The sequence below is a fragment of the Roseovarius sp. EC-HK134 genome (genome assembly GCF_902498815.1).
GTDB classification, from domain to species: Bacteria; Pseudomonadota; Alphaproteobacteria; order Rhodobacterales; family Rhodobacteraceae; genus Roseovarius; species Roseovarius mucosus_A.
In genome coordinates, this window is sequence record NZ_LR701544.1 from 62,811 (window position 1) to 84,182 (window position 21,372).

The following is a 21,372-nucleotide window of genomic DNA, read 5'->3' on the forward strand; positions in this document are numbered from 1 at the left end:
GCTTAACACATGCGCCCTTTGGCCCCTTGCCTGCCATCTGCCTCGGACGCCTTGCCGACCTGCCCCAAGCCTCAAACCAAAAATAATCAATATTAAATATCATATACTTAAGTAATTTTTTCCAAAAATCTATGACTCACCCAAGCACGGTTTACCATGCGTTAACCCTCTTCACGCTATCCATGGTCTTGCAAGCAGGCGAGGTCACGGATGCCCAAACTTACTCATCCTTCCACTCACCCCCCACTCCCACCCACCACGGAAGATGACCGGGTGTCGTGGCTTCGCCTCTTGCGCTCTCGCCGGGTCGGTCCGGCCACCTTTCACCGCCTGCTGGCGGAACATGGCAGCGCTCAGGCGGCGCTTGCCGCCCTGCCCGAGGTGGCCCGCGCCGCCGGTGTGCCCGATTACACCCCCTGCCCCCCCGGCGTGGCCGAGGCCGAGTTGCGCGCAGGCCACGCAGTCGGCGCGCGGCTCCTCACCTTGGCAGACCCCGGCTTTCCAACCCAGTTGAAGGACATCTCCGATTGCCCCCCGCTCCTTTGGGTTATGGGCGATGCGGCCCTTCTTGCCCGCCCGATGATCGCCCTTGTGGGCGCGCGAAACGCCTCGTCCTTGGGAACGCGCATGGCCAGATCACTGGCCGCCGATCTCTCGGCGCGGGGCTATCTGATCGTTTCAGGCCTCGCACGTGGCGTTGATACCGCGGCCCATCTGGGCAGTCTTGAGGCGGGCACCATCGCGGTCATGGCAGGCGGGGTGGACGTCATCTATCCGGCAGAGAATACCAAACTCGCGGGCGATATCCTCGCCTCCGGCCTGCGCCTCTCGGAACAGCCCATCGGCCTTATCCCGCAGGCCCGGCATTTTCCCAGCCGCAACCGGCTGGTCAGCGGCTTGGCGCAGGCGGTGGTCGTGGTCGAGGCTGCCGCGAAATCCGGCTCGCTCATCACCGCCCGCACCGCGCTCGATCAAGGGCGCGAGGTGATGGCCGTGCCCGGCCACCCGATTGATGCCCGCGCCAGCGGCTGCAATATGCTGATCCGCGACGGGGCCACCCTGATCCGCAACGCCGAGGATGTGATCGACGCGCTGCCACAGGCGGCAAGCATCGCAACAGCACCCCAGACCGAATTGCCCCTGCCCCCCACGACCACACTCCGCGACATCGCGGGCCTGCACGCCCAGATCCTCAACCGTCTCGGGCCCTCTCCTCTGGCCGAGGATCAGCTCATCCGCGATCTGGCCACCCCGGCCCACCGGGTCGCCCCCGCGCTTCTTGATCTCGAACTTGACGGGCGCATCACACGGCATCCGGGCGGCCTTCTGGCCCTCGCGCAATAGCCGATACACTGCATAGGGTCATAAGGTCGCGCTCTTGCAACCCTTGCGGCCAGATTGACAATTCCCCTTGCCAGCCCACATGGTGCGCCGCCATAAGCCTCGACCAGAGCCGGAAGGAGTGCCCATGCCCGTTGTCGTTGTCGAATCGCCCGCCAAAGCCAAGACGATCAACAAGTATCTGGGCGACGGTTACACGGTTCTGGCAAGCTATGGCCATGTGCGCGACCTGCCCGCCAAGGATGGATCGGTCGATACCGAGAACGGCTTTGACATGACCTGGGAGGTGGGCCCCGACAGCCGCAAGCACGTCAAGGCCATCGCCGACGCCCTCAAGGATGACAACGCCCTCATCCTCGCCACCGACCCCGACCGCGAAGGCGAGGCCATTAGCTGGCACCTTGAAGAGACCCTTCGCAAACGCAAGGCGATCAACAAAGACACGCCCGTTAGCCGCGTGGTGTTCAACGCCATCACCAAATCCGCCGTCACCGAGGCGATGAAAAATCCCCGTCAGGTCGATGCGCCCTTGGTCGAGGCTTATCTCGCACGCCGCGCGCTGGATTACCTCGTGGGTTTCAACCTCAGCCCGGTGCTCTGGCGCAAACTGCCCGGCGCACGCTCGGCGGGGCGTGTGCAATCGGTCTGCCTGCGCCTCATCGTCGAGCGCGAGATGGAAATCGAGGCGTTCACCGCCCGCGAATACTGGTCCGTCAAGGCGCTGCTGACCACGCCGCGCGGCCAAGACTATGAGGCGCGGCTGGTCTCCCTTGCGGGCAAGAAGCTCGATAAATTCGATCTGGAGAACGCCACTCAGGCCGAAATGGCGGTGCAGGCCATCACCTCCCGCGCCCTCACCGTCACCTCGGTCGAAGCGAAACCGGCCAGCCGCAATCCCTCCGCCCCCTTCATGACTTCGACGCTGCAACAAGAGGCCAGCCGCAAATTCGGCATGGGCGCCAAGCAGTGCATGTCCGCCGCGCAACGGCTCTATGAGGCGGGATATATCACCTATATGCGTACCGACGGGATCGACATGGCGCCCGAGGCCGTGATGGCCGCGCGCGATGCGATCAAGGATCGGTTTGGCCCGGAATATCTGCCGAAATCGCCCCGCATGTACAAAAACAAGGCCAAGAACGCCCAAGAGGCGCATGAATGTATCCGCCCCACAGACATGACGCGCGACGCAGGCCATATCAAAACCTCTGACGCAGATCAGCGCAAGCTTTACGATCTCATCTGGAAACGCACCCTCGCCTGCCAGATGGAGGCCGCTCGCATGGAGCGCACCACCGTCGACATCGGCAGCAATGATGGTCAGGTCGGCCTGCGCGCCACCGGTCAGGTGATGCTCTTCGAGGGCTTTCTAAAGGTCTATGAAGAGGGCCGCGATGATGTGCCCACCGGCGACGACGACGATGGCCGCCTGCCCCAGATCATGCAGGGCGAGCCCGCCGCCTTTGCCAAATCGTCGCTGCGCAGCGAATTTGCCCGAGCCAGCGATGGGGCCGAAACAACCTCCGCCGTGCTCTCGCCCAACGAATCCATTCTTGGCCTGCAACACTTTACCCAAGCGCCGCCCCGCTACACCGAGGCGACCTTGGTCAAGAAAATGGAAGAACTGGGCATCGGCCGCCCCTCGACCTATGCCAGCGTCCTGACCACGATTCAGGACCGTGAATATGTCCGCAAGGAACAAAACCGCCTCTTCCCAGAGGATAAGGGCCGCATTGTCACGATCTTTCTGATCAACTTCTTCCGCAAATACGTGGGCTACGAATTCACCGCCAATCTCGAAGAGGATCTGGATCGCGTCAGCGCCGGCGAGGCGGATTACAAAGAAATCCTCGCCCGCTTCTGGCGCGATTTCTCCGCCGCAATTGCCGAAACCTCGGAATTGCGCATCACCGAAGTGCTCGATGTGCTCGACGCGGCCCTCTCTCCCACGCTTTATCCTCCGCGTGAGGATGGCAGCGACCCGCGCCAATGCCCGCTCTGCGGCACGGGTCAGCTGCATCTGAAAACCTCGCGCTCCGGCGGGTTTGTCGGCTGCGGCAATTATCCCGAATGCCGCTACACCCGCCCGATTGGCGGCGATGCTGGGGAAAATGGCGACCGTATCTTGGGTCAAGATGAGGCGGGCAACGAAATTTCCCTGCGCTCTGGCCGCTTTGGCCCCTATGTGCAACGCGGCGAGGCGACCGAAGAGAACAAAAAGCCCGACCGCGCCAGCCTGCCCAAAGGCTGGACAGCCGAGGCCATGACGCTGGAAAAGGCGCTTACCTTGCTCAGCCTGCCGCGCGACGTGGGCCAACACCCCGAGGGCGGGTTAATTTCCGCCAATTTCGGGCGTTTCGGCCCCTATCTCATGCATCAACTGCCGGACGAGGCCAAGCCCGTCTACGCCAATCTCAAAGACCCCAACGACGTGTTTGAAATCGGCATGAATCGCGCCGTCGAACTCTTGGCCGCCAAACGTGCCAATCCCGGCGGGCGCGGGCGCGCGGCGGCCAAGGCGCTGCGCGATCTGGGCGAACACCCCGAGAATGGCGGCCCGATCCAGATCCTCGAAGGGCGCTACGGCCCCTATATCAAATGGGACAAGGTCAACGCCACCCTGCCCAAGGGCACAGAACCTGACGATGTGACCATGGAAATGGCCGTCGCCGCGATTGCCGCCAAGGCCACAAAGCCGGGCAAAGCGCGAAAGACCGCCGCCAAAGCCACGACCGCCAAGAAACCGGCCGCGAAAAAGGCTGCGCCCAAAAAGGCCACCACCACCAAGGCTGCGGCCAAGGCCCCCGCCAAACGCGCCGCCGCCGGGAAATAACCCGGCGCGGCCCCCACACCTACGTAGAAATCCCTATTCCGATGCGATGGCACGCGGGCCGCGTTGACTCGTGCCCGGCTTGCGCCGCATACGGGGGCAAACCACTGTCTGGAGGAGGTTCCACATGAACAAGGTTTACGGCTCGGCCGCCGAAGCGCTGGACGGGCTCTTGCGTGATGACATGCTGATCGCAGCGGGCGGCTTTGGCCTCTGCGGCATTCCCGAATTGCTCTTGGCCGCGATCCGCGACTCGGGCGTCAAGGATCTGACCTTTGCCAGCAACAATGCGGGCGTGGATGATTTCGGCATCGGTATCCTGCTGCAAACGCGGCAAGTGCGCAAAATGATGTCCTCTTATGTGGGCGAGAACGCCGAATTCATGCGCCAATATCTGAGCGGCGAGCTTGAGCTGGAATTCAACCCACAGGGCACGCTCGCCGAGCGGATGCGCGCGGGCGGCTGCGGCATTCCGGGTTTCTACACCAAGACCGGCGTCGGCACCCAGGTGGCCGAGGGCAAGGAACATAAAGAGTTCAACGGCGAGACCTATATTCTCGAACGCGGCATCTTTGCCGACCTCTCTATCGTCAAGGCGTGGAAGGCCGACACCACCGGCAACGCCATCTTCCGCAAGACGGCGCGCAACTTCAACCCGCCTGCCGCCATGTGCGGCAAGGTCTGCGTGCTGGAGGTCGAGGAAATCGTCCAACCGGGCGAATTGGACCCCGACAAAATCCACCTGCCGGGCATCTATGTTCACCGCTTGGTGCAAGGCACGCATGAGAAACGTATCGAACAACGCACCGTGAGGGCAGCATAATGGCTTGGGATCGCAATCAGATGGCCGCCCGCGCGGCGCTCGAACTCGAGGACGGGACCTATGTGAACCTCGGGATCGGCATTCCCACGCTGGTGCCCAATTTCATTCCCGAGGGCGTGCATGTCACGCTGCAATCGGAAAACGGCATGCTGGGCATGGGGCCCTTCCCCGTTGCAGGTACGGAGGACGCAGACCTCATCAATGCGGGCAAGCAGACCATTACCGAACTGCCCGACACCAGCTATTTCGACAGCGCCACCTCCTTTGGCATGATCCGGGGCGGCAAGATTGCCATGGCAATCCTTGGCGCGATGGAAGTGGCCGAGAATGGCGATCTCGCCAACTGGATGATCCCCGGCAAGCTGGTCAAGGGGATGGGCGGCGCCATGGATCTTGTGGCGGGCGTGGGCCGCGTGGTGGTGGTCATGGACCACACCAACAAGCACGGCGAATCGAAAGTGCTCAAATCCTGCACCCTGCCGCTGACAGGGACAGGTGTGGTCAACCGGATCATCTCGAACTTGGGTGTGCTCGATGTGGTCGAGGGCGGTCTGAAGATTGTTGAGTTGGCCGAAGGTGTCACCGAAGACGAATTGCGCGCCGCAACCGAGGCGACCATCGTCAATTGACCCCTATCACTTAACCATCGTCACCAGACGATCGTTTCCCAGAATCCAAGGGCCGGGCACCGCAAGGGTCCGGCCCTTACTTCATGGCAAGATTGAGCGCGCAGGCATCGGTGATCAACTCCGGCTGCGTCTTGCACAGGCCCCGCGCCACCTCATAGGCGGCCAGAACCTTGGGAATGTAATCGCGGGTTTCCGTATAGGGCGGGACACCGCCATGCTTTTTGACCGCGTTCTCGCCTGCATTATAGCCCGCGAGTGCCAGCACCACGTCGCCTTTGAACTCGCGCATCAGCCAATCAAGATAGGCCACCCCGCCGCGAATATTCTCGGCGGGTGCCAAGCTATCTGTCACACCAAAGCGGCGTGCTGTATCCGGCATAAGCTGCATCAACCCCTGCGCCCCGGCAGAACTGACCGCCGCCGTCCGCCCCGAGGATTCAACCGCGATCACCGCCAACACCAATGCAGGCGAAATCTGCGTGCCGATGGTCTGGCTCAAAATATGCCCGCCTTCGGCCCGCGCAATCTCTTGCACCGATTGCAGGCGCGGCGCGCTCACGCCCTTGCCTGCGGGCGGTTTGGCCAGATGCTCCATCGCCGCACGCAGGCGCAGAGCGCCATCCGTGCCGATATCGGCGGGCACATTCTCCCAGAACCAGCCATAGGCGGCCCCGCGCGGTGTGGCGGGTGCCTCTGGCTCTTTGTTCGCGACCGCCGCGCGCGGCGGTTCGGGCGGCGCAGGCTCAATCTGCACCAAGGGCCCGCGCCGCGTTCCCGGTGCGGGCGCCTTTTCCCTCTTAAAAGTGAAGTCGGCAAAGGGCTGCGGCGCCTGCGCCGCAAGCGGGCCTGCCCCTGCGAGAATCGCAACAGACACCAAAAGGTATAAAAATCTCATAGCGGGCGCTGCTCTGCCTCTGATTTATTGTCGCCAGTATCGCAAATATCCGGGCTTCACGCCAGCATTGTTCCTTACCATGACCTGAACCACCCACATTTGCGCCACAATTCCTGCTTCAAAGCCTTTTTCAAACAATTTTTCAGAGTTTCTTTTGTTATCTTTCAGTATCTTAAGATTTTTCTCTAACTATTTTTGGAGTGCACGAAAATTGGTCCAGTGACGCCAAATTCCCGCCCGATTTGACCGGCTATATGGGATCACACCACGACGGCAACGGACCATAAAATACTGGGGGTCCTGAACCGAAGCGGGTGTAACAACACAAGCAACTGATCCTTTGGAGGGACCAAACCATGATTAAATTCTTCAAAAACTTCTCGAAAGACGAAGACGGCGCAGTAACGGTTGACTGGGTCGTGCTGACCGCAGCAGTTGTTGGTCTCGGCATCGCCGGCGTGTCGACCGTGAACACCGGTATCGGCAACTTGGCCACCACAATCGAAGGTGACCTCTCCGACGCAACGATGACCGGTCTTGGCACTCTAGGTCAGTAACCATCCAGGCGCCCGAGCCTGACACAGGATCGGGCACTCAATTAAAATGGCCACGGATAAGTTCTATCCGTGGCCATTTCCTTGCCTGCCCCACCCATGTCCCGCGCGTCTTAATGGCGCTATATCGCCCCCGCTTGTCCCTGATTTTGACACAATGGCGCGATATCACAGGCTTTGATCTCCGGTTACATGCCGGACCACGTCTTGCGATGAAAGGGAAACCCCATGCGAGCAGTTTTCGGATTGGTGCTGATCGTGGGCCTCGGGCTCGCGGGATTTGCTGTCTACATGGCCAAGAATTACATCGACGGATATCAGCGGCAACTGGAGGCAGAGCGTCAGCAACGCGCCCCCGTCATCGAAACCGTTGACATTTTTGTCGCCACCCGCGCCTTGCAATATGGCGAGGCCCTCGACAAAGACGCGGTGCGCCTCACCGCCTTTCCCAAAACATCCCTGCCCGAAGGCGTGTTCAAAGCGACAGAAGAGCTTTTCCCGAAAGGCGAGACCGTCGCGCGCCGCGCCCTGCGGCGGATGGAAATGAACGAGCCTATCTTGGCCGTCAAGGTGACAGAGCCGGGTGCCGAGGTGGGCATCACCTCGCAACTCGAACGCGGCATGCGCGCCTTTGCCATAAAGGTCGATGTGACCAGCGGTGTTTCGGGCTTTCTTCGGCCCGGCGATACCATCGACATCTATTGGACCGGCAGCGTCGGCGCGGGGAACATGCGCACCGAAGGCAATTCCATGGGCGAAGTGACCAAACTTATTGAAAACGGGGTCAAGCTGATTGCCGTGGATCAGGTGGCCGACATGGATACCTCTGAGACGGTCATCGCCCGCACCGTAACCGTCGCCGTCAAACCGCAACAGGTTGCGGCGCTTGCTCAGGCCCAATCGACCGGGCGTCTGTCGCTGTCGCTTGTGGGCGCGCTTGACGATACCGTGGCCGAGGTGATCGAAGTGGATCAACACAGGTTGCTTGGCATCACCGCCGAAGCGGTGATCGAACAGGCCCCCCTGCCCGAGACCTGCACCATCCGCACCCGGCGGGGTGCCGAGGTAATCGAAACCCCGATCCCCTGCACCAACTGACACGCTGCATATTGTCGAGATAAGGCACCCGCACACGGGTGCCTTTTTCGTGTTCAGGAAATTAGACACACTCCTAAGAAAAATACGCAAAACTGTATTGATTCTTGAAAAAAATTCCGAACTGTCCCAAAGTAAATCAAATGCGGGCGCTAAGACCCGAAAAATGAGGCGTGATCGGAAAGGCAGGTCACATGAAATTGCGTAGACATATTTGCGCGGCCCTTCTTGGGCTGGCGCTTGTTGCAGGCCATGCGCCGCAACCTGCACAAGCGGAAAGCATCCGCGTGGTGCGCAATGGCACTTCAAGCGCCCTCAGCGTCGCGATGAACCGTGCCGTTGTGGTCGAGAGCGACTCTCCCTTCGCAGAGCTCAGCATTGCCAACCCGGCGATTGCTGATTTCTCCACCCTGTCTGAACGCACAATCTATGTGCTGGGCAAGACACCGGGCCGAACAACGCTCAGCCTCTTTGATGGCTTGGGCAAGCTCATTACCAATATCGACGTGCATGTCAGCACCGATATCGAAGAATTCAAGGAACGCCTGAAACAGATCCTTCCGGGCGAACCCATCGAGGTTCGCAGCGCGAATGACGGCATTGTCATCTCCGGCACGGTCTCGAGCACGTCGCGCATGCAGCGCGCCCTTGATCTTGCCGAACGCTATGCGCCTGAACGCGTGTCCAACCTGATGTCGGTCTCTGGCAAGCAACAGGTCATGCTCAAGGTTCGCTTTGCCGAAATGCAACGCAGCGTGTCCAAGGCGCTGTCATCCTCGCTGTCGATCGACGCACGCGGGGCCAATAGCGTTGGCGTGATCGGCGGCACCAACACAACCAACACACAAGGCGGTGTGCTGGGCACTCTTGCCGGGGCTATTCCGGGCACGAACGAGAACAACGCCGCCTTTGCCTTTGGCTTTGACGTAGGCTCGGTCGAGGTGGGCATCCTGCTCGAGGCGCTGGAAACCAAAGGCGTTGTGCGCACTTTGGCAGAACCAAACCTAACCGCCCTCTCCGGCCAAGAGGCCAAGTTTCTTGCTGGTGGCGAATTCCCTGTGCCCGTGGCTCAGGACAATGACACCACGTCGATCGAATTCAAACCCTTCGGCGTCGAGCTGAACTTTGTGCCGCGCGTTGTGGACGACGGCATTATCAACCTCGAAATGGCCGCTGCAGTTTCTTCCATCGACACGGCCAACTCCTTGGTTTCAAACGGCTTTGCCATCCCTGCCTTCCGCCGCCGCGACACCTCAACCACTGTGGCGCTGCGCGATGGTGAAAGCTTTGCCATCGCAGGCCTGCTTCAGGATGATTTCCGCGACAATGCCGGTCAGGTGCCTTGGCTGGGCGATGTGCCGGTTCTCGGTGCCCTTTTCCGCAGCGCCGATTACCAGCGCTCGCAGACAGAACTGGTGATCATCGTATCGGCCCATCTCGTCTCACCCTCCCGGGGCGAGGCACTGGCCCTGCCCACGGATCGCGTGAAACTGCCCTCAGAGAAAGATCTCTTCCTCAATGGCCGCGTCGCCAGAGGCGTGAGTGACAAGGGACCCGTTGGCGAGGTTGCCAAGCAGGATTTCACCGGGTCCTACGGCTATGTGATGGATTGAGCGGGGGAAACGGGCAATGAAACATGTTTTCGCAATCGCCGGGCTGATCGCCGCAACTGCCTGCACCTCGCAGGATGCGGTCTACCGATCCTATTTTGGAGAGGCGGGCGCGCATGTGGATAATGGCCATTTCGGCGAGGCGGTGATGAACAACCACCTCGTGATGACCGGCGAGCGCAGCTATACCTTCGATCTTGCCAATCGCTTTGCCAGCGAGGTGATGAGCACCGTCAACTTCGCCTTCAACTCAGCAGAGCTGGACGCAGGCGCACGCGATACCCTGCGCGAACAGGCCCAGTGGATACGTCAATTCCCCGAAGTGCGCTTTCGCGTCTATGGCCACACCGATGCGGTTGGCTCCGACAGCTATAACAAGAGTCTCGGCATGCGCCGCGCGCAGGCAGTGGTCGCCTTCCTCACCAGCCAGGGCATAAGCCGTGCCCGTCTCGAGGCGGTGGCATCATTTGGCGAAACCCAACCGCTGATCGTGACCCAAGGCCGCGAACGCCGCAACCGGCGCACCGTGACCGAAGTCTCGGGCTTTGTGCAATCGCATCCGATTATCATGGATGGCAAATACGCCGAGGTCGTCTATCGCGAATACGTGAACAGCGCTGTGCCACGCTCGACCTTGCTCAATGTCGAATCGTCCTCTGGCTCCGACGACTCTGGCGGATAACGCGCCAACACCGGTTTCTCCCTGTTCGGCTCTGTCCGGACCACCTCAAACCCGCCCCTTTTGGGCGGGTTTTTTGTCGCTAAAGACCGCACAATTACGATCTTTTGGCCCAAATGTCGCCAATATTCCCGCGCATCTTGCATCCTAGCCAAAGGTTTCCGTCGCATGCGGTGCCGGGTTGGATGGCCGTATTTCCATGTCCAGCCCGCGTATTGGCGATCACCGCCGGGCGACGGCAAGAACAGGACCGAGAGAATGACGAGTAGTGTAGCGAAACAGTCTGATCCCAACCCGATCGTTGCCTGCACCATCAGCCGCGACGTGCAGAACTTTGACCTGCTGATCGAGGATATGGAGGCCGCCTTGGGTGAATCCTGGGGCGATTTGGGCTTTGCCGAGGCGCTGGCCTTTTTCAACCAGCCCGAGGCCAACACTTTGGAATTCGTGGCCGTCGCCATCGACGAGGCCGACGAAGACGATCTCGTCATGCTGGGTGAGATTATCTCGCTGGCCAGCAAAAAAGGCATCAAGGTTATTTTGATCGCCGAGGATGTCAGCCCCGCCGCTCTGCACCAATTGCTGCGTCAGGGTGCCGATGAATTTGTCCCCTACCCCCTGCCCGAGGGCGAGCTTCAGGCCGCTATCGACCGGCTGCGCCACGCGCCCCCGCCCATGCCGCAAAGCCAAAGCGCGGCCCAAACCCATCCTGCCCTCGCCAATCCAACCGCTGGCGATGGCGTGATCCTTGCGGTGCAGGGATTATCAGGCGGGACCGGTGCCACCACCCTTGCAGTCAATCTCGCATGGGAACTGGCCAATGTCGAAAAAGCCAGCCCGCCGCGCGTGTGCCTTCTGGATTTCGGCCTGCAGTTCGGATCGGTCGCGACATATCTCGATCTTCCGCGCCGCGATGTCGTATTCGAAATGTGGTCCGATACCGAGGCCCTCGATGATGACATCTTCCGGCAGGCGCTTGTCGCCTTTGAGGATAAACTCTGGGTGCTGACAGCCCCCGCCGATGTGCTGCCGCTCGACATGATTTCTTCCGAGGATGTGAACAAACTTCTCAGCCTCGCGCGCAAACACTTCGATTACGTCGTGATCGACATGCCCGGATCGCTGGTCCAGTGGACAGAAGCGGTTTTGCACGCCTCACAAATCTATTTTGCGACGCTCGAGCTTGACATGCGCTCCGCCCAGAACGCCTTGCGGATCAAACGGGCCATGCAGTCCGAAGATCTGCCCGTGGACAAGCTGCGCTATTGCCTCAACCGCTCGCCAAAATTCACTGATTTGAACGGCAAGAGCCGCGTCAAACGCATGGCCGAAAGCCTCGAAATCCGGATCGAACTGCTTTTGCCGGATGGCGGGCGTGCCGTCTGCCAAAGCTCGGATCACGGTCTACCGCTGGCCTCAAGTGCCGCCAAGAACCCGCTGCGCCGCGAAATCGCCAAATTGGCCAGCTCCTTGCATGCTCTTGGCAAGAGCGACGCCGAAGCCGCCTAACCAAAGGTAGGACCAGATGTTCTCTCGATACAAGAAATCGCCCAGTGACCGGGCTGCCCCCAAGGCCTCCACCACACCCGCACCGGCCCCCCGGACCGCACCGGTCGATGCCGCAGCCCTACCGTCCTTCCGCAAACCCTTGCCCAAGGTCGCAGCGGTGGCCGTCGGCGTGGACAAAGAGCGCAAGCGCAAAGATCGGATCAGCGAGATCAAGATCGAATTGCACCGCGCGATGCTTGACCACCTCAATCTCGCCGCACTCGACTCGGCCACAGAATCCGATCTGCGCAGCGAAATCAGCTCTATCGCCGGCGAAATTCTCGAAGAAAAGGGCATCGTCCTCAACCGCGAAGACCGCATGCAGCTCACGCAAGAGCTTTATGACGAGGTCAAGGGCCTCGGGCCTCTTGAAACCCTGCTCAAAGATGACACGGTCAACGACATTCTCGTCAACGGCCCGCATCAGATCTTTATCGAACGCGCGGGCAAGCTCGAACTCAGCGACGTCACCTTCAAGGATGAAAAGCATCTTCTGCGCATCATCGACAAGATCGTGTCGGCGGTGGGTCGGCGCGTGGACGAATCCAACCCCTATGTTGACGCCCGCCTTGCCGATGGCTCGCGCTTTAACGCGATGGTGCCCCCCGTCGCGGTGGATGGCAGCCTTGTGTCCATCCGGAAATTCAAAAAGGACAAGCTCGGGATCGACGATCTGGTGAAATTCGGGGCCTTTTCCGAGGAAATGGCCGCCTATCTCCAGGCCGCCGTCGCCACCCGCCTCAACGTCATCGTCTCCGGCGGTACCGGCTCTGGTAAAACCACCACGCTCAACGCGCTGTCCTCTTTCATCGCCAATGATGAACGCATCCTCACAATCGAGGACACCGCCGAATTGCAACTGCAACAGATCCACGTCGGCCGAATGGAAAGCCGCCCGCCCAACGTCGAAGGCAAGGGCGAGGTATCCCCCCGCGACTGTCTCAAGAACGCGCTGCGGATGCGCCCCGACCGGATCATCGTGGGGGAAACCCGCGGTGAAGAGGTGATCGACATGTTGCAGGCCATGAACACCGGCCATGACGGGTCGATGACCACAATCCACGCCAACAATCCCCGCGACGGCATCAGCCGTCTGGAAAACATGGTCGCCATGGCTGGGCTCGAAATGCCGCTCAAGGCGGTGCGCAGCCAGATCGCCAGCGCCGTCAACCTCATCGTGCAGGCCAGCCGCCTTCAGGACGGCTCGCGCCGGATGACCTCGATCACCGAGATCACCGGCATGGAGGGTGATGTCATCTCGATGCAGGAAATCTTCCGCTTTCAGCGCGTGGGCCTGACCCCCGACAACAAGATCATCGGCCATTTTACCGCCACCGGCGTGCGCTCACACTATTCAGAACGCTTCCGGCTCTGGGGCTATGATCTGCCCTCCCATATCTACGAACCCATCGCAGCGGAGTAACGCAGATGACCCTCAGTGCCGAACCCATCATCTATGCGTTGATCTTCGTTGGCGTCCTCGTTCTGGTCGAGGGGATCTATCTCACCGTCTTTGGCCGCTCGATCAGCCTCAACAACCGGGTCAACCGGCGGCTCGAAATGCTCGACAAATCGGGCAACCGCGAAGAGGTGATGGAAAAGCTGCGCAAGGAAATGCAGCAGCATCTCAAGGCGCGCAGGCTCCCGCTCTATGCGATCCTCTCGGATAAGGCCCAAAAGGCCGCCATCGCCTTTACCCCCCGCCAACTGATCCTTCTCATGGTCGGTCTCAGCGTTCTGGCCTTCATCGGCCTGTCGGTCGCCACGGATACCGCGGCCCCGGTGCGCGCGATTGCCTCTGTGGGCATTGGCGTGGGCGGCATCTTTACCTGGATCAGCATGAAAGCATCCAAACGTATGGCGCTGCTCGAGGAACAATTGCCCGACGCCATCGAACTCATGGTGCGATCCTTGCGGGTCGGCCATCCGTTTTCATCGGCCATCGGCATCGTCGCCACCGAGGTGGGCGATCCGCTCGCCACCGAATTCGGCATCATCGCGGACGAGGCCGCCTATGGTCGCGACATGGGCGAGGCGCTCAAGGAAATGGCGGAACGGCTCGATATGCAGGATTTGCGCTTTCTCGCCGTGGCCGTGACCATTCAGCAGCAATCAGGCGGCAACCTGGCCGAGATCCTCGCCGGTCTGGCCCAGGTGATCCGCGCCCGTTTTCGCCTTTTCCGCCGGGTCAAGGCCATCACCGCCGAGGCAAAATGGTCCGGCAAATTCCTCTCCGCCTTTCCGTTGCTCGCGCTGGTCGGCATCCAGCTGCTCAAGCCCGATTACTACGACGAGGCGATGGAGCATCCCTTCTTTATCCCCGCTGTTCTGGTCGTCGGCGTTTTTCTGGTCTTGAACCTGATCGTGATGCGCGCCCTCGTAAGCATCAAGGTCTGAGGAACGTATCATGCAAATTCTCTCAGTTCTCAACGATGTCCTGACCGGCGCGCTTGGTCCCTTTGGCCCTCTGATCGCCGTGGGTGGTCTGGGTGTGATGCTCATCCTGCTCACGATCCCCCTGATGTTGCGGCAAAAGCAGGACCCCCTCGAAAAACTCAAACAGGAGAACCAGCGCAGTTCCACTTCGGTCGGCACCAAGACCAGCCTGCGCGCCGGCGTACAGAACAAGAAACTCGACCGCTACGCGACCTTCCTGGAACCGCAGGATGCCAAGCAACTCAGCCAGATCCGCCTCAAGCTGATGCAGGCAGGCTATCGGCATCGCGATGCGGTGCGCTATTTCCACTTCGCGCAATTCGCGCTCGGGGTTGGCCTGCTGATCCTTGGGGTGATCTATTATGTCCTGGTCAAATCGGGCACCGAGACCAGCACGCAAGAGACGTTGATGTATATCCTCGGGCCTGCCGGTATCGGCTACATGATGCCCAAATATTGGGTCACCAAACGCCAGCAGAAACGCCAAGAGGAAATTCAGGACGGCTTCCCGGACAGTCTCGACATGATGCTCGTGTGCATCGAGGCCGGTCAATCCATGGACCAATCCATCATCCGCGTCGCCAGCGAAATGCGCGCCTCCTACCCCGCGCTTGCCGACGAATTCGAAATCGTCGCCCTTCAGATCAAGGCTGGCCGCGACAAGCCGTCAGTGCTGGGCGAAATGGCCGAACGCTGCGGCGTTCAGGATATTTCCAGCTTTGTGACCGTTCTGGTTCAGTCGCAAACCTTCGGCACCTCGATCGGCGAGGCGCTGCGCGTCTATGCTGGCGAAATGCGTGACAAACGCGTCATGCGCGCCGAGGAAAAAGCCAACAAGCTGCCAACCAAGATGACATTGGCCACGATGATGCTTACAGTGCCGCCATTGCTGATCATTCTGGTCGGGCCGTCAGTTCTGGGTATCATGGACCTGCTGGCAATGAGCAAATAACAGAGCGGAGCGACATGATAGGGCGGGCGGTGGTATTTCTGGTGGGCACACTCGCTCTGGCAGGTTGCCTGACACCCCCAAAACATGATGGGCCTTTCGCCCCCGGCGTGGCCCCCGGCGGACAGGCGGTAGATGGGCTTCTGGTTGGGCATCGCCTGATGGATGCGGGCGAATACGAACTTGCGCACAAGGCCTATACCCGCGCCGCCGTCACCCAAGGCCTGACCGCCGATGTGCTGGCAGGCTTGGGCAGCGCCAATCTTGCCCTTGGGCGCCTTGGCACCGCCGAACGCCTTCTGCGCGAAGCCATCGAAAAGACCGACGCCACCCCCGAAACCTGGAACAACCTCGGGGTCGTGCTGGTCGAACAGGGCGAGTATCCCGAGGCAGAACAAATGCTGCGCCGCGCCTACGCCCTCGACAATGGCGAAAGTGACGCAATCCGCGACAATTTGCGCTTAGCACTCGCAAAATCGGAAAATTCCGATTATGGTGAACCGGAAGAGCAAGATTATAAACTGGTACGGCGGGGCAGTGGCGATTTTCTGGTCCGCAAGATACCATGACGAGGCCGAGGCAGTAAAAGGACGCACAAATGCGCCACCCTATTCTTGTTTCCCTGTGCGTGGCAGGGGCGTTTGCCCTGTCCGCCTGTGAGCAGTCCAGCGGGAATGACGTAGACCGCGCTTTCCAAGACATCAATGTCGTGGACGAAACCAACCTTAATGACGTGATGCTAACCGCCAGCGACCCGAACGAGGCGGTTGCCTATTTCCAGCGCTCCGTGGGCGAAAAGCCAGATCGTATCGACCTGTTGCGCGGCTTGGGCCAATCTCTCGTGCGCGCCAAACGCAACACCGAGGCCGTCTCGATCTGGACCCGCGTCACCGAACACAAGGACGCCACGGATGAGGACCGCGTCGATCTGGCCGATGCCCTGATCCGCAACAACGAATGGGACCGCGCCAAGACGGCGCTGGACAGCATTCCGCCCACTCATGAAACCTTCAAACGCTACCGGCTCGAGGCAATGGTCGCCGACAGCAAGCAAAACTGGACCAAGGCCGACAGTTTCTATGAAATCGCCGTTGGCCTCACGACCCAACCCGCCAGCGTGATGAACAACTGGGGCTATTCCAAGCTGACGCGCGGCGATTACCCCGGAGCAGAGCGGCTCTTTACTGATGCCGTGCGCCAAGACCCGGCACTCTTCACCGCCAAGAACAACCTCGTTCTGGCCCGCGGCGCACAGCGCAATTACTCCCTGCCCGTGCTTCCGGTCAGCCAGACCGAGCGCGCGCAATTGCTCTATACGCTTGGCCTGTCGGCCATCAAACAGGGCGATACCGCGATTGGCGAAGGGCTCTTGCGCGATGCCGTCGAAACCCATCCGCAGCATTTCGAGGATGCCGTGCGCTCGCTGCGCGCGCTCGAAACCAAGGTCGCAGGCTAGGACCACCCGATGTCGCTCGAAATCACCGCGCAATCGGCCCTCTGGTTCCTGCCTTTCGTCCTGCCGGTCTGCATTTGGGTCGCACTCAGCGATCTGAGCCGGATGAAAATCCCCAACACCGCCGTTCTGACGCTGGTGGGGATTTTCCTCGTGATCGGGCTGATGACCCTGCCGCTCGTGGATTATGCGTGGCGGCTCTCGCATCTGGCGGTCATGCTGGTGGCGGGCATCGCGATGAACGCTGTCCGTCTGATGGGCGCGGGGGATGCCAAATTCATCGCTGCGGCCGCCCCTTTTGTGGCACTTGGCGATGCCGCGACCCTCGCCTTCATCTTTGCCGCCACCCTGCTCGGGGCTTTTGTGACACATCGGGCGATCATGTATAGCCCCCTGCGCCGCCTTGCCCCTGACTGGCAGAGCTGGCACGCGGGCAAAAAGTTCCCCATGGGCTTTGCCTTGGGCGGCACGCTTGCGATCTATCTGGGCTTGGGCGCGCTCTATGGGGCCTAAAGCATTCGCAGAAAACGTTGTGTGACTTTTTCGGTTCTAGATTGCGCGCAATCAAAGGGTCAAAGCGCCCCAGAGCTGCCCGACACTCTCCACAATTTCTGCACCTTTTGATGCGACGGTGACGGCAACGCAGTCCGACCCAGCACAGGCAGACCAGATGAACATGCAGGCCAGCACCGGCGTTCAGCCGCCCCCGCCCCCGTCTCGGCTAGAAGAAATGCGGTTGCCGGTCGTGATGATGCGGGACATCCTGCTCAAGACCATGTTCCGCAAGAACCTCGATCTCGCCATCGACATCGCCGAGGCGATCTGTTTGCCGCGTGCGGTCACGCAAGAGCTGATCGACATGGCCCGCGTGCAAAAGCTGATCGAGGCAACCGGCACGCTCAACGCCAATTCCAGCGGCGAAATGGGCTATCAACTGACCGACGCGGGCAAATCCCGCGCCCTCGACGCGCTCAGCCAATCGGAATATTTCGGGGCCATGCCGGTGCCGCTCTCGGTCTACCGCGAACAGGTCAAACGCCAGTCGATCCGCAATATTCAGGTCACGCGCGAACAACTGACCAATGCCATGGGCCACCTGATCCTGCCCAAGGCCCTGCTTGATCACCTTGGCCCCGCCGTCAGCGCTGGCCGTTCGATCCTGATGTATGGCCCGCCCGGCAACGGCAAATCCTCGATCTCGAACGGCATCCGCGATGCCATGGGCGACAAGATTTACGTGCCCCGCGCCATCGAGTATTCCGGGCAGGTCATCACCGTCTACGATCCCATCGTACATTCCAAGGCCGAGGTCGAGATTGACGATCCCGGCAGCCTGCGCCGCAAACGCACCTTCGACACCCGCTATGTCCGCTGCGAACGCCCGACCGTGATCACCGGCGGCGAACTCAGCCTGTCGATGCTCGATCTCGTCTACAACCCCACGGCGCGCACCTATCAGGCGCCGCTGCAACTCAAGTCCACCGGCGGCATCTTCATCGTCGACGACCTTGGCCGTCAGGCCGAACCGCCACAGGCCCTCGTCAACCGCTGGATCGTGCCCTTGGAAGAGGCCAAGGATATTCTCGCCCTGCAATCCGGCGAGAAATTCGAGGTTCCGTTTGATACGCTGGTGATCTTCTCGACCAACTTCCACCCCAACTCGATCTTCGACAAGGCCGCGTTGCGCCGGATTTTCTACAAGATCAAGATCGACGGCCCCTGCCAATCCGATTTCCTCAAGATTTTCGCCATGGTCGCCCGCAAGAAAGGCATGCCGCTCGACGAAGCCGCACTGATCTACCTGATCAAGGAAAAATACCCCACGATCGACAATGTCTATGCCAATTATCAGCCGGTCTTTCTGATCGACCAGATGATCTCGATCTGCAACTTTGAGGGCATCCCCTATCAGATGACCCCCGAACTCATCGAACGCGCCTGGGCCAATATGTTCGTGCGCGAGGAAGAGATTTTGCACTAGGGCGTGTTGCGCTCCATCGAAACACACCCGTCCCGGGCCTGACCCGGGACCTCGCCAAGTCAGCGTGAAGGCCCCGGTTCGGGAGCCGGGGCGATGAGAACCTGATCATACGCGACGCGCTTTAGAGCACTCTTAGCCTTTTGCTTAGCTCTCGTCTGCCCCCCTCACGGGACACAGACGCTGATCTGTATAATGCTATTCGCAGCCCGATTGAGAACATTTAGAGAACACGCTATTCTCTCTCCATGACGATTCCACTTCTCGCCCGTGACAGCCATCGCTCCGCCCTCCGCCTTCTGGGCGCGCTTGACCTGCCGCTCACCCGCCTGCACGAATGCACCGGTCCTGCCCGCCACAGCTTTGCGATGCTCCTCATCGGTGCTCTGCGCGGCCCTGTGCTCTGGATTGCCCCCGCATGGGCACGCGACCACCTCAACCCCGATGGCATCAGCCCCCTCACCGGGGCCGAGAACGGGCCAGAGCGCCTGATCTTCGTCGCACCAGAGCGACGCGAGGATCTCTTGTGGTGCATGGAAGAGGCGCTGCGCAGCGGCGCGGCCCCGCTCATCGTCGCCGACCTGCCAGAGCCACCCGCCCTCACCCCGGTGCGCCGCCTGCATCTCGCCGCCGAAGAAGGGGCGGCACGTGGCCACAACCGCCCCTTGGGTCTGATCCTGACACCAAGCGATGGGGGCGCACCCGGCGTGGAAACCCGCTGGCACATGGCCCCTGCCCATACGCCCGGCACCGACCGCTGGCACCTCACCCGCCGCCGCGCCCGCACAGCGCCCCCCGCTGAATGGCACCTCACTGGCCGCCCCGGCGCATGGGCCCTCAAGCAAACGTGACATCCACTGCCCCGCGCCGCGCGTATCTTACCTTATGATCCGACGCCTCGCCCTCACCCTCTGCCTCATCGCCACGCAGGCCGCCGCCGCGCCCGAGCGCTACCGCCTCGACACGGCCACCTCCACCGTGGGCTTCACCTATGACGCCGCCATCGGCAACAATCGTGGCACAATGCCGATCACATCGGCGGATATGCGGATTGATCTGGGCAATCTCGGCGCGAGCCGGGTCGACGTCACCCTCGACGCCACCGGCACTCGCGCGGGCTTCTTCTTCGCCACAGAGGCGATGAAAGGACCAGACCTGCTCGACACCGCCCGCCATCCCAGCATTACCTTCCGCTCGACAGCGATCACCGGCACCCTGCAAAAGGCCCAGATCACCGGCCTCTTGACCGTGCGCGGCGTGACCCACCCCGTCACCCTCACCGGCGGCCTCTACCGCCAAGCCAAGACCGACCCCAAGGACCTCTCCCACCTCACAATCCTCCTCACCGGCACCCTCAACCGCCACAGCTTCGGCGCAAGCGGCTATGCCAACCTCGTCGGCCCAGAGATCGGGTTGAGGATCGTGGCACAGGTGGAGAGGTAGGGAGGGAGCATAGGTTCTTTTCGAAAACTGACTGCTCTCAGCCCGGGGACGGTCACGACTTTCGATGCGAATTTGCGACAGCCGACCTTCGCTGCGCGCGTCGCGAACTGGTAAGATGCGGAAGGAGCGGCCGCTCTGTGCTTTCCGGTCAAATGACCGGTTCGGGCTCAGCAGATTATATTGGAAACGCGATATCTATTCCGCTTCACAAGGTTTGACCGCTTGTTCGCCGGACCCTGCTGCAAAGAACCTGCCATCGGGCGAGAAAGCAAAACTGTTACTTACTACGCACCCATTCGGGTTTCTATCTGACAGCAAGAAGGCAGCATTTACTACTGGCGGTATGGGAGAAAGCCGCTTGTCAAACTCATGAGTTCCAAAACCGATCAACTGGACTTGCGTTACTAGGAAATGTCGCAACAGCAGCGCTTGTTCAACGGCACTTAGAGTGTACTCTTCATCGGCTAGGCTGATATCGCATAGGTGCCGGGTTGTCCCATCTTGAGATACCCATTTCGTCAGCACAACGTAAAGCTCCGAAGCCGGGAGCATCCAAGCCTCTTGCGTTGAAGACATTCCCCGATCACGTGCATGGCGCTCTGCTACGTGCCGCCTTTGAAGACCTTCGCTCTCAAATGCCGAATTCGTTTCGACAGACAGGCGACAGCGTTCAAAAAGGTTACCGAAGTCATCTATCAAGCCTTGTGCGTTCATTGGACTGCTCCAAGCCCAACTTGCCATCACTACAGCAGCAAAACACTTGATCCCAAAAATTTCTGAACGCATTGTCCCAACCCGAATTTTCCTGAAAGCTGACATTCATCGACAACGCAGCACCGGTCAAGATGGGCTTCTACCCCGCTTGCACCGCAGGCTACACCAAAGGTCGCTGTCGGGACACGGGCCTAGCTTTGCAACGCCAGCTCCCAGCGCGTCTTGCTGCCATTCGCATAGACTGCAAGCACCGATCAGACACGCGTCCTTCCCAATCGTCCCACACACACCGTCCGCCCTATTAATCCCATCTCACTCCCAAAACCCCACCGCCGGAAAACCGACGCGATACCGACCCAATACCGCCCCCCAAAATCTGGTGATTCCCCCACCTC

General features: G+C 60.5%; 20 protein-coding genes. 18 read left to right on the forward strand and 2 right to left on the reverse strand.

The genetic code is table 11. The features are described from left to right. The first annotated feature begins 210 nt into the window (after positions 1 to 210). The 4 genes from dprA to GC127_RS04415 all read left to right on the forward strand — a co-directional run bounded on the left by dprA (position 211) and on the right by GC127_RS04415 (position 5,623). Positions 211 to 1,344, forward strand: coding sequence for a DNA-processing protein DprA (dprA, locus tag GC127_RS04400; protein ID WP_199861192.1), 1,134 nt, complete (start codon positions 211 to 213; stop codon positions 1,342 to 1,344). A 124-nt stretch (positions 1,345 to 1,468) separates the two neighbouring features. Next, positions 1,469 to 4,174, forward strand: a complete 2,706-nt coding sequence (topA, locus tag GC127_RS04405) for a type I DNA topoisomerase (protein WP_151976705.1) — start codon at positions 1,469 to 1,471, stop codon at positions 4,172 to 4,174. Positions 4,175 to 4,298: 124 nt separating this feature from the next. Next, positions 4,299 to 4,994: a CoA transferase subunit A gene (locus GC127_RS04410; protein WP_008279118.1), complete on the forward strand. Its 696-nt coding sequence runs from the start codon at positions 4,299 to 4,301 to the stop codon at positions 4,992 to 4,994. Then, a complete protein-coding gene (locus GC127_RS04415) occupies positions 4,994 to 5,623 on the forward strand; it encodes a 3-oxoacid CoA-transferase subunit B (RefSeq protein WP_008279119.1) in 630 nt (209 codons plus the stop codon). Before GC127_RS04410 ends, GC127_RS04415 begins: the two co-directional genes overlap by 1 nt. Positions 5,624 to 5,699: 76 nt before the next feature. On the opposite strand, the gene GC127_RS04420 is transcribed toward GC127_RS04415, so the two are convergent. Continuing rightward, positions 5,700 to 6,518 (reverse strand): lytic transglycosylase domain-containing protein, encoded by an 819-nt coding sequence (locus GC127_RS04420; RefSeq protein WP_081506842.1) that lies wholly within the window; start codon positions 6,516 to 6,518, stop codon positions 5,700 to 5,702. Positions 6,519 to 6,874: 356 nt separating this feature from the next. Between GC127_RS04420 and GC127_RS04425 the strand changes: the two genes are divergently transcribed. The 14 genes from GC127_RS04425 to GC127_RS04490 all read left to right on the forward strand — a co-directional run bounded on the left by GC127_RS04425 (position 6,875) and on the right by GC127_RS04490 (position 20,263). Further along, positions 6,875 to 7,075 (forward strand): Flp family type IVb pilin, encoded by a 201-nt coding sequence (locus GC127_RS04425; RefSeq protein WP_151976707.1) that lies wholly within the window; start codon positions 6,875 to 6,877, stop codon positions 7,073 to 7,075. 225 nt (positions 7,076 to 7,300) lie between these two features. Further along, on the forward strand, positions 7,301 to 8,170 hold the full coding sequence (gene cpaB, locus GC127_RS04430) for a Flp pilus assembly protein CpaB (RefSeq protein WP_008279123.1): 870 nt from the start codon (positions 7,301 to 7,303) through the stop codon (positions 8,168 to 8,170). A gap of 191 nt (positions 8,171 to 8,361) precedes the next feature. Beyond that, positions 8,362 to 9,780: a type II and III secretion system protein family protein gene (locus GC127_RS04435; protein ID WP_008279124.1), complete on the forward strand. Its 1,419-nt coding sequence runs from the start codon at positions 8,362 to 8,364 to the stop codon at positions 9,778 to 9,780. A gap of 16 nt (positions 9,781 to 9,796) precedes the next feature. After that, entirely contained in the window at positions 9,797 to 10,459 is a 663-nt protein-coding gene (locus tag GC127_RS04440; RefSeq protein WP_008279125.1) for an OmpA family protein, read from the forward strand. A gap of 255 nt (positions 10,460 to 10,714) precedes the next feature. Further along, positions 10,715 to 11,965: an AAA family ATPase gene (locus GC127_RS04445; protein WP_008279126.1), complete on the forward strand. Its 1,251-nt coding sequence runs from the start codon at positions 10,715 to 10,717 to the stop codon at positions 11,963 to 11,965. 16 nt (positions 11,966 to 11,981) lie between these two features. Continuing rightward, on the forward strand, positions 11,982 to 13,427 hold the full coding sequence (locus tag GC127_RS04450; RefSeq protein WP_151976709.1) for a CpaF family protein: 1,446 nt from the start codon (positions 11,982 to 11,984) through the stop codon (positions 13,425 to 13,427). 5 nt (positions 13,428 to 13,432) lie between these two features. Continuing rightward, complete coding sequence (locus GC127_RS04455) at positions 13,433 to 14,401, forward strand: type II secretion system F family protein (RefSeq protein ID WP_008279129.1); 969 nt, start codon at positions 13,433 to 13,435, stop codon at positions 14,399 to 14,401. A gap of 10 nt (positions 14,402 to 14,411) precedes the next feature. Beyond that, positions 14,412 to 15,392 (forward strand): type II secretion system F family protein, encoded by a 981-nt coding sequence (locus GC127_RS04460; protein ID WP_008279130.1) that lies wholly within the window; start codon positions 14,412 to 14,414, stop codon positions 15,390 to 15,392. Positions 15,393 to 15,406: 14 nt separating this feature from the next. After that, positions 15,407 to 15,958 carry a tetratricopeptide repeat protein gene (locus tag GC127_RS04465; protein ID WP_008279131.1) on the forward strand — a complete coding sequence of 184 codons (552 nt, stop codon included), beginning with the start codon at positions 15,407 to 15,409 and terminating at the stop codon, positions 15,956 to 15,958. 29 nt (positions 15,959 to 15,987) lie between these two features. Beyond that, complete coding sequence (locus GC127_RS04470) at positions 15,988 to 16,845, forward strand: lipopolysaccharide assembly protein LapB (protein WP_081506843.1); 858 nt, start codon at positions 15,988 to 15,990, stop codon at positions 16,843 to 16,845. A gap of 9 nt (positions 16,846 to 16,854) precedes the next feature. Continuing rightward, the gene (locus GC127_RS04475; RefSeq protein ID WP_151976711.1) at positions 16,855 to 17,355 is read left to right on the forward strand and encodes a prepilin peptidase; all 501 of its coding nucleotides are present in this window, start codon (positions 16,855 to 16,857) and stop codon (positions 17,353 to 17,355) included. A 157-nt stretch (positions 17,356 to 17,512) separates the two neighbouring features. Continuing rightward, positions 17,513 to 18,823 carry an ATPase gene (locus tag GC127_RS04480; protein WP_008279134.1) on the forward strand — a complete coding sequence of 437 codons (1,311 nt, stop codon included), beginning with the start codon at positions 17,513 to 17,515 and terminating at the stop codon, positions 18,821 to 18,823. A 245-nt stretch (positions 18,824 to 19,068) separates the two neighbouring features. After that, on the forward strand, positions 19,069 to 19,671 hold the full coding sequence (locus GC127_RS04485; RefSeq protein ID WP_151976713.1) for an ImuA family protein: 603 nt from the start codon (positions 19,069 to 19,071) through the stop codon (positions 19,669 to 19,671). Positions 19,672 to 19,705: 34 nt separating this feature from the next. Next, positions 19,706 to 20,263, forward strand: coding sequence for a YceI family protein (locus tag GC127_RS04490; RefSeq protein ID WP_008279136.1), 558 nt, complete (start codon positions 19,706 to 19,708; stop codon positions 20,261 to 20,263). Between the two features lie 195 nt (positions 20,264 to 20,458). On the opposite strand, the gene GC127_RS04495 is transcribed toward GC127_RS04490, so the two are convergent. After that, entirely contained in the window at positions 20,459 to 21,049 is a 591-nt protein-coding gene (locus tag GC127_RS04495) for a hypothetical protein (protein ID WP_151976715.1), read from the reverse strand. Between the last annotated feature and the right edge of the window lie 323 nt (positions 21,050 to 21,372).

What these genes read in the sequence shown, in the direction of transcription:
- GC127_RS04470 (WP_081506843.1), top strand. Translation starts at nt 15,988, where the DNA reads ATGCGCCACCCTATTCTTGTTTCCCTGTGCGTGGCAGGGGCGTTTGCC.
- GC127_RS04435 (WP_008279124.1), top strand. Translation starts at nt 8,362, where the DNA reads ATGAAATTGCGTAGACATATTTGCGCGGCCCTTCTTGGGCTGGCGCTT.
- GC127_RS04475 (WP_151976711.1), top strand. Translation starts at nt 16,855, where the DNA reads ATGTCGCTCGAAATCACCGCGCAATCGGCCCTCTGGTTCCTGCCTTTC.
- dprA (WP_199861192.1), top strand. Translation starts at nt 211, where the DNA reads ATGCCCAAACTTACTCATCCTTCCACTCACCCCCCACTCCCACCCACC.
- topA (WP_151976705.1), top strand. Translation starts at nt 1,469, where the DNA reads ATGCCCGTTGTCGTTGTCGAATCGCCCGCCAAAGCCAAGACGATCAAC.
- GC127_RS04420 (WP_081506842.1), bottom strand. Translation starts at nt 6,518, where the DNA reads ATGAGATTTTTATACCTTTTGGTGTCTGTTGCGATTCTCGCAGGGGCA.
- GC127_RS04425 (WP_151976707.1), top strand. Translation starts at nt 6,875, where the DNA reads ATGATTAAATTCTTCAAAAACTTCTCGAAAGACGAAGACGGCGCAGTA.
- GC127_RS04455 (WP_008279129.1), top strand. Translation starts at nt 13,433, where the DNA reads ATGACCCTCAGTGCCGAACCCATCATCTATGCGTTGATCTTCGTTGGC.
- cpaB (WP_008279123.1), top strand. Translation starts at nt 7,301, where the DNA reads ATGCGAGCAGTTTTCGGATTGGTGCTGATCGTGGGCCTCGGGCTCGCG.
- GC127_RS04410 (WP_008279118.1), top strand. Translation starts at nt 4,299, where the DNA reads ATGAACAAGGTTTACGGCTCGGCCGCCGAAGCGCTGGACGGGCTCTTG.
- GC127_RS04485 (WP_151976713.1), top strand. Translation starts at nt 19,069, where the DNA reads ATGACGATTCCACTTCTCGCCCGTGACAGCCATCGCTCCGCCCTCCGC.
- GC127_RS04480 (WP_008279134.1), top strand. Translation starts at nt 17,513, where the DNA reads ATGAACATGCAGGCCAGCACCGGCGTTCAGCCGCCCCCGCCCCCGTCT.
- GC127_RS04440 (WP_008279125.1), top strand. Translation starts at nt 9,797, where the DNA reads ATGAAACATGTTTTCGCAATCGCCGGGCTGATCGCCGCAACTGCCTGC.
- GC127_RS04415 (WP_008279119.1), top strand. Translation starts at nt 4,994, where the DNA reads ATGGCTTGGGATCGCAATCAGATGGCCGCCCGCGCGGCGCTCGAACTC.
- GC127_RS04490 (WP_008279136.1), top strand. Translation starts at nt 19,706, where the DNA reads ATGATCCGACGCCTCGCCCTCACCCTCTGCCTCATCGCCACGCAGGCC.
- GC127_RS04495 (WP_151976715.1), bottom strand. Translation starts at nt 21,049, where the DNA reads ATGCGTTCAGAAATTTTTGGGATCAAGTGTTTTGCTGCTGTAGTGATG.
- GC127_RS04445 (WP_008279126.1), top strand. Translation starts at nt 10,715, where the DNA reads ATGACGAGTAGTGTAGCGAAACAGTCTGATCCCAACCCGATCGTTGCC.
- GC127_RS04465 (WP_008279131.1), top strand. Translation starts at nt 15,407, where the DNA reads ATGATAGGGCGGGCGGTGGTATTTCTGGTGGGCACACTCGCTCTGGCA.
- GC127_RS04460 (WP_008279130.1), top strand. Translation starts at nt 14,412, where the DNA reads ATGCAAATTCTCTCAGTTCTCAACGATGTCCTGACCGGCGCGCTTGGT.
- GC127_RS04450 (WP_151976709.1), top strand. Translation starts at nt 11,982, where the DNA reads ATGTTCTCTCGATACAAGAAATCGCCCAGTGACCGGGCTGCCCCCAAG.